Here is a 7,076-nt window from a genome sequence, read left to right on the forward strand (position 1 = left end):
GCCCCTCCCCCTCCCGCCGGCCGCCGGTCACGGCGTACGGCCGCAGAAACCCCAGGAGCATCACGGTGCACACACCGCTCCGTCCCCGTGGCGGGACGCTCGTCGAGATCCTGCGCGACCGCGCGGACGGCACACCGGACCGGACCGCCTTCGAGTTCCTCACCGACTCCGGCGAACTCGTCCTGAGCTACGCGGAGCTCGACCGCCGGGCCCGGGCGGTCGCCGCCGCGCTGGCCGCCCGGCAGCCGGCGGGCGAGCGGGTCCTGCTGCTCTACCCGCCGGGCACCGACTACGTCGTGGGATTCCTCGGCTGCCTGTACGCCGGGGCGATCGCCGTGCCGGTGCACGTGCCGGCCGGGCGGCACGGCATGAACATGGTGCTCGCCGCGGCCACCGACTCCGGCGCGGTGCTGGCCCTCGGCGACCGCGCGACCGCGACGGCCCTGGGCGAGAGCTATCCGGAGCTGGCCGCCACCGCCTTCCCCGACTGGCTGATCACCGACGAGCTGCCGGCCGCTTCCGCCGGTGACTGGAAGGGCCCCGGCCCCCGGCCCGGCGCGCTGGCGTTCCTGCAGTACACCTCGGGCTCCACCGGCAGGCCCAAGGGGGTGATGGTCCGGCACGACAACCTGGTGCACAACTCCGCGGCCATCAGCCGCGCGATCGGTGCCGGCCCGGACACGCGCGGCGTCAGCTGGCTGCCCCCGTACCACGACATGGGCCTGATCGGCGGCATTCTGCAGCCCCTCTACGCCGGCTTCCCCGGCGTCCTGATGTCCCCGATGAGCTTCCTGCGCTCGCCGCTCCGCTGGCTGGAGGCGATCAGCCGGACCAGGGCCACCGTCTCCGCCGCACCGGACTTCGCCTACCTGGAGTGCGTGCGCCGCATCGGCGAGGAGGAGCGGGCCGGTCTCGACCTGAGCAGCTGGCAGCACGCGATGATGGGAGCGGAGCCGGTCCGGGCGTCCACCATGGAGCAGTTCGCCGGGGCCTTCGCGGCCTCGGGTTTCCGCCCCTCCGCCTTCCACCCCTGCTACGGGCTGGCCGAGACCACGCTGTTCGCCACCGGCGGCGGGCGCGGCGGCGCCTCGCCGCGCGTCCTGAGCCTCGGCCGCGACGCGCTGGAGCGGGGCCGTGCGGAGATCGCCGGGCCGTCCGCGGAGACGGCCGCGCTGTCGCTGGTGGGCTGCGGTTCCCCGCAGGCCGACGACCTGGTCCTGGTGGTGGCGGACGGGCGCCCCTGCCCGGCCGGAGACGTGGGCGAGGTGTGGATCAGCGGCCCGTCCGTCGCGGCCGGGTACTGGGAGCGCCCGGAGGAGAGCGCCCGCACCTTCGGCGCCACGCTGGCCAAGTACCCGGGGCGCACCTTCCTGCGCACCGGGGACCTGGGGTTCGAGTCCCGGGGCGAGCTGTTCGTCACCGGCCGGATCAAGGACCTGATGGTGGTCCGGGGCCGGAACCACTACCCGCAGGACGTCGAGCAGACGGCCGAGCGCGCCCACCCGCTGCTGCAGCCGGCGCGCGCGGCCGCCTTCCCGACCGACGAGGACGGCGTGGAAGAGGTCGTCCTGGTGCACGAGGTCGCCCGCGGCTTCACCGCCGAGGACGGCCCGGCGGTGCTGGCGGCCGTGCGCGAGGCGGTGGCCGCGGAACACGGCCTGGCCCTGCGCGAGGTGGTGCTGGTCCGGCTGGGCACGATCCCCCGGACGACCAGCGGCAAGATCCGCCGCAGCGCCTGCCGCGAACTGTGGGCCGCGGACCGGCTGAACCGGGTCGCCGTCACCGCCGCTGAGCGCCGTTTCCCGGCCACGCGGTCCCGGGTCGCCCTGGCCGTCGCTGCGGCGCTGGGCATGCCGGCCGAAGAGCTCGACCCCGCCGCCCCGCTGGTCACGCTGGGCCTGGACTCGCTGCGCGCCGTCCGGCTGGCCGCCGCTCTGCACCGGCTCACCGGCGCCGAGGTGTCCGTCGAACGGCTGCTGGACGGGACGACCACCGAAGACCTCGACCGGGAGGCCGGCGGGCGGCAGGAGCCGGCCGGGGCCCCGGCCGGGAGCGCGCCCGCCGTCTGGCTGGCCGACGGCGACGAGCCGGCCAGGGCCACCCGCGCCCAGGAGTGGATGTGGCTGCTGGCCGAGATGGGCGCGGGCAGCGCGTACCACATGCCGGGCGGGGTGCGGCTGCGCGGACCGGTGGACGCGGACCTGATGGCCGCGTGCCTGAGCGGCCTGGTCGCCCGCCATCCGGGTCTGCGGGTCGCCTTCACCACGGCGGACGACGGAACCCTGCTGGTGGCGCCCCGCCCGCCGCGGCCCCTGGAGATCCCCGTCGTCGACGTGTCCGGCGAGGACGGTGCGGCCGCCCGGGAGCGCCGCTGCCACGAGGTCATCGGCGACCTGGCCGCCGAGCCCTTCGACCTTGCGGGCGGACCGCTGATGCGCGCGGTCCTGATCCGGCTCGGCCGGGACGACTGGTGCCTGGGCGTGGTCGCCCACCACATCATCCTGGACGGCTGGTCGCTGGGCCTGCTGCTGCGCGAACTCGGATCGGCGTACCGCGACGCCCTGGCCGGGCGGCAGGAGCAGAGCCTCGTGCTGCCCGTGCGGCCGCACCGGCCGGGGCAGGACGCCCGGGACGACTCCGCCGCGGCCTTCTGGTCGGACCGGCTGGCGGGCGCCACGGCCCTGGACCTTCCGCTGGACGTGCCGCACCCCGGCACCCAGTCCTGGCGCGGCGCGGCGGTGCCGTTCGAGGTGAGCGCCGAGCAGGCCGCCCGGCTCAAGAGCTACGGGGCCGCCCGCAAGGCGACGCAGTACATGGTGCTGCTCGCCGGATTCGCGACCGTGCTCTCCCGGTGGACCGGTCAGCAGGACGTGGTGATCGGCACGCCCGCCGCGGGCCGGCTGCGACCGGGCACCGCCGAGGCGCTGGGCCTGTTCGTCAACACCCTGCCGATGCGCGTCGACCTGTCCGGCACCCCGACCTTCCGGGAACTGCTCGGCCGGGTCCGCGAGCTGTGCCTCGCGGTCTACCCGCACCAGGAGTTTCCCTTCGACGAGATCGTGCGGCTGGCGGGTGCCGAACGGACCGGCGGCCGGGCGCCCCTGGTCCGCGCGGCGCTGACCCTGCAGAACACGCCGCTCGCACCCTGGCAGGCCGGTGACGTGACGGCCGACCCCTTCGAGCTGCCTCCGCCGGGCGCCCAGTTCGAGCTGTCGGTCCACCTCACCGAACAGCCCGACGGCCGCCTCACCGGCCACGCCGTCTACGCCGCGGACCTCTTCGCCGAGGACACCGTGCGCCGGATGCTGGACGGCTTCGCCGCGGTGCTGGACGCCGCGCCCTGCCGGCCCGGCGCGGCGGCGGCCGACCTGCCCGTGATGCCCGGGACCGAGGCGCGGCGGATCGTGTCCGAGGTGAGCGGCGCGCAGTGCGCCGGTGCGCCCCCCGCCCTGCTGCACCGGGCGTTCGAGGAGCACGCCGGGCGGACGCCCGGCGCCGAGGCGGTCGTCGGCGAGCACGAGTCCCTCACCTACGGCGCCCTGGAGGCCCGGGCCAACCAGATCGCGTGGCTGCTGAAGGAGCTCGGCACCGGGCCCGACCGGCCGGTCGCGGTCTGCCTGCCCCGTACTCCGGAACTGGTCGCCGCGCTGCTCGGCGTCCTCAAGGCCGGCGGCTGCTACCTCCCCCTCGACCCCGGCTATCCCGCGCAACGGCTGGCGGCCCAGCTCGCCGACGTCCGGCCCGCGGTCGTCCTGACCACCGGGAGCCTGGCCGGCGGCCTGCTCGCCGGCGCGGTGGAGGCGGCGGACCCGGCCGGCGGGCCCACCGTCGTCCGCCTCGACGACGGCACGGCCGACGGCATGCCCACCACCCGGCCGCCGGCCGCGGCACGGCCGCAGAACCTGGCGTACGTCCTGCACACCTCCGGCACCAGCGGCCGCCCCAAGGGCGTGATGAACGAACACGCGGGCGTGGTCAACCGCATCGACTGGATGATCCGGCGCGGCCTGCTCTCCCGCGACGAGGCGGTGCTGCACAAGACGCCGGTCGGCTTCGACGTTTCGGGCTGGGAGCTGTTCGGGCCGCTGAGCACCGGCGGCACCATGGTGCTGGCCCGGCCGGACGGCCACCGCGAGCCCGCCTACCTCGCCGACCTCATCCGGCGCGAACGGGTCGCCGTCTGCCACTTCGTGCCCTCCATGCTGCGCAGCTTCCTGGAGGAGCCGGGCGCAGCGCACTGTGCCGGCGTGCTGCGCCGGGTGGTCTGCAGCGGCGAGGAACTGCCGCCCGCGCTGGCGGAACGGTTCCACTCCCTGCTGCCGGGCGTGGAACTGCACAACCTCTACGGCCCGACCGAGGCCGCGATCGACGTCACCGCACACGCCGTGGAGCCCGGCTCGACCGGCGGGGTCAGGCTGCCGATCGGCGCGCCCGTACCGGGGGTCCGGCTGTACGTGCTCGACGGACGCGGCAACCCCGTGCCGACGGGCGTGCCCGGTGAACTGCACATCGGCGGCGTGCAGGTGGCCCGCGGCTACCTGGGCCGCCCGGCGCTGACCGCCGAGCGGTTCGTGCCCGACCCGTTCGCCGGGGGCGGGCGGCTCTACCGGACCGGGGACCGGGTCCGCTGGTCGGCCGACGGCACTCTGGACTTCCTCGGGCGCCTCGACGACCAGGTGAAGATCCGCGGCCACCGGGTCGAGCCCGCCGAGGTGGAGGCCGTGCTCGGCGCGCACCCCGCGGTCACCGATGCGGCGGTGGACGTCCAGGAGGCGGCGGGCGAGACGGTCCTGGTCGGCTACCTGGTCGCCGCCGGGGACCGGGCTCCGTCCGACGCGGAACTGCGGGCCCACTGCGCCCGGCTCCTGCCCGCCGCCTTCATCCCGTCCGCCTTCGTCCGGCTGGACGAGCTGCCCACGGGAGCGAACGGCAAACTGGACCGCAGGGCGCTGCCCCGGCCCGAGCGGGCCGCCGGCGACGGCGGCACGCCCCCGCGCGACGCGGTGGAGCGGCAGGTGGCGGACATCTGGTGCGAGGTGCTCGACGTGCCGGCCGTCTCGGTCACGGACGACCTGTTCACGATCGGTGGCCACTCGCTGCAGGCCACCCGGATCGCCGTCCGGGTGCGCGCCGCCTTCGGGGTGGAGCTGCCGCTGACGGAGCTGCTCAGCGGTGAGCTGACCGTCGAGCGGATCGCCGGCGCCGTGCGGCGGCAGCAGGCCGGCCCGGCGGACGAGGCCGCCGTCCTGCGCGAACTGGAGGAGCTGGCGCGGCTGTCCGACGAGGAAGTCGCCGCGCTGCTGGCCGAGGACTGACGCCGGTGCCGCGACGACCGGTGGTGGGCCACCACCGGTCGTCGCTGCTTGCACCGGGTCAGGACGGCGTGGCCACCAGCCAGCCGCGGGCGGCGGCCAGCAGCCCGGCCTGGAACCTGCTCCTGGCGCCGAGCAGTTCCATGATGTCGGCGGCGATGCGGCGGGCCGTACGGGGCGAGACGCCCAGGCGCTTGGCGATGGCCTCGTCGGTGAAGCCGTGCCCCAGCAGCCGCAGCGCCTCGCGCTCCTGGGAGGTCAGGCCCCGGGCGTCCCGCGTCCTGGCCTCGCCGAGCGGAGCCCCTGACTCCCACACCAGGTCGAAGAGGGCGCACAGCGCGGTGAGCGTGCCCCGGCTGCGCAGGACGACCGCGCTGTGCGCGGAGTCCTCGCCGTCCGTGGGGAGGACGGCCACCTGCCGGTCGATGACGAGCATGCGGGTGGGCAGGGAGGGCACCGTTCTGACGTGGCCGCCCGCCGCGGTGAGCCAGTCGGCGTAGGCGACGCTCGGCGGGCTGTTGCGGATGCTGTCCAGGTAGAGGGTGCGCATGCGCACTCCCCGGCCGAGCACCTCGGCGTCGAGCGGCTTGGCCGCCTCCAGCGTCTCGGCGGTCTGGGCGCCGTCGGGCGCGAAGGTCATCACCTCCGTCCTGATCTGCCGGGAGAGGCGGGCGATCTCGGCTCTGATGCGGTCGAGGCCCACGAGCGTCTCCTCGCCGTGCCGGGGCGACGACGCGTGGCGGGCGGCGAACTCGCGGATCAGCTGCTCGGCGACGGCGCGCGACTCGGCGATGCGCTGCTGCTGTGCCGCAAGCTCGGCCTGCTGGCGGGCGAGCAGCGCCTCGAAGCCGATCTCCGGGCTGGGGACGTGCAGCTCCTGCGGTCCCCCGGCAGGGGCGTGCACCAGGCCGAGCGCGCTCAGCCGGTCCAGCGTGGCCCGGAATTCTTCCACGCTGAGGGATGCTTCGGCAGCGAGCTGGTCGAGCTCGCCTCCCGGGTGACGCAACAGTATTCGGTAGACACGTTCCGCGATTTCATCCAAACCACATGCCCTGAGCACAACGGATTCCCCCATGAAACCTTTTTTGCAGGTAAAACGGCGTCAAGATAACACCGCGGTCACAATGCGCGAAATGTGTTTCAGCAGTGGCGGTCACCACGTGCCGGGCGGCCGCGCCCCCGGAGACAAAGGGCAGTTGGGGACGTTTTCTGCCATGGCAGGAAGCGTCCTGGGGCAGCGGGTGGCAGCGGGCGGCCTGCTCTCTGCACAGTGGTGGGCATGTATCTCGTGCACGCCCACCTCGCCCCGCCGCCCGGGACGGGAATCCCCCAGGGCATCGCCGCGCGCGTCCATGCGGCGAGAAAACCGGAAGAAGGAATTCAGTATGTGACGCTGCACTCCGGCGCCCGCCCCCACCCGGTCCTCGGGCTCTTCGTGTCGGCACCCTCCCTGGTCGCGGCCGAGCGCGCCGCCCGCGCCGTGTGCCTGCGTGCGCTCGCGGACGAGGAGGTGCCGCGCGGCATCGGCCTCGCCCGCTGCGAGGCCCCCCTCCTCACCTCGTACTACGAGCGGCTGCTCGCAGCCCCCGCCCCGGCCCCCGCGGGTGTGGACGCAATATGCAAAGGCCGCTTCGTGCAGCCCCCGGGCTGCTGACAACGCTCCCGCGCGGCACCCAGGATGAGGACGGCGGCCGGCCCACGGCCCGGCGCGAGCCGGACGGGAGCGTCCCGGGAGGACGCTCCGGCCCCACGGCCGCCCCACCT

3 protein-coding genes are annotated in these 7,076 nt (G+C 75.3%); 2 read left to right on the forward strand and 1 reads right to left on the reverse strand.

What is annotated here, in order from left to right; genetic code table 11:
• Window positions 1–65: 65 nt before the first annotated feature.
• Window positions 66–5,315, forward strand: coding sequence for an amino acid adenylation domain-containing protein (locus ACSNOH_RS32180; RefSeq protein WP_436724987.1), 5,250 nt, complete (start codon window positions 66–68; stop codon window positions 5,313–5,315).
• Between the two features lie 58 nt (window positions 5,316–5,373).
• On the opposite strand, the gene ACSNOH_RS32185 is transcribed toward ACSNOH_RS32180, so the two are convergent.
• Window positions 5,374–6,318, reverse strand: a complete 945-nt coding sequence (locus tag ACSNOH_RS32185) for a LuxR C-terminal-related transcriptional regulator (RefSeq protein ID WP_436724988.1) — start codon at window positions 6,316–6,318, stop codon at window positions 5,374–5,376.
• Between the two features lie 273 nt (window positions 6,319–6,591).
• Here ACSNOH_RS32185 and ACSNOH_RS32190 point away from each other — a divergent pair, with 273 nt between their 5' ends.
• Window positions 6,592–6,966 carry a hypothetical protein gene (locus tag ACSNOH_RS32190; RefSeq protein ID WP_436724989.1) on the forward strand — a complete coding sequence of 125 codons (375 nt, stop codon included), beginning with the start codon at window positions 6,592–6,594 and terminating at the stop codon, window positions 6,964–6,966.
• The last annotated feature ends 110 nt before the right edge of the window (window positions 6,967–7,076 follow it).

This window comes from Streptomyces sp. URMC 127, from assembly GCF_051386535.1.
Lineage (GTDB): Bacteria > Actinomycetota > Actinomycetes > Streptomycetales > Streptomycetaceae > Streptomyces.

Coding starts and splice junctions, on each gene's coding strand:
- ACSNOH_RS32190 (WP_436724989.1), top strand. CDS start 6,592: ATGTATCTCGTGCACGCCCACCTCGCCCCGCCGCCCGGGACGGGAATC.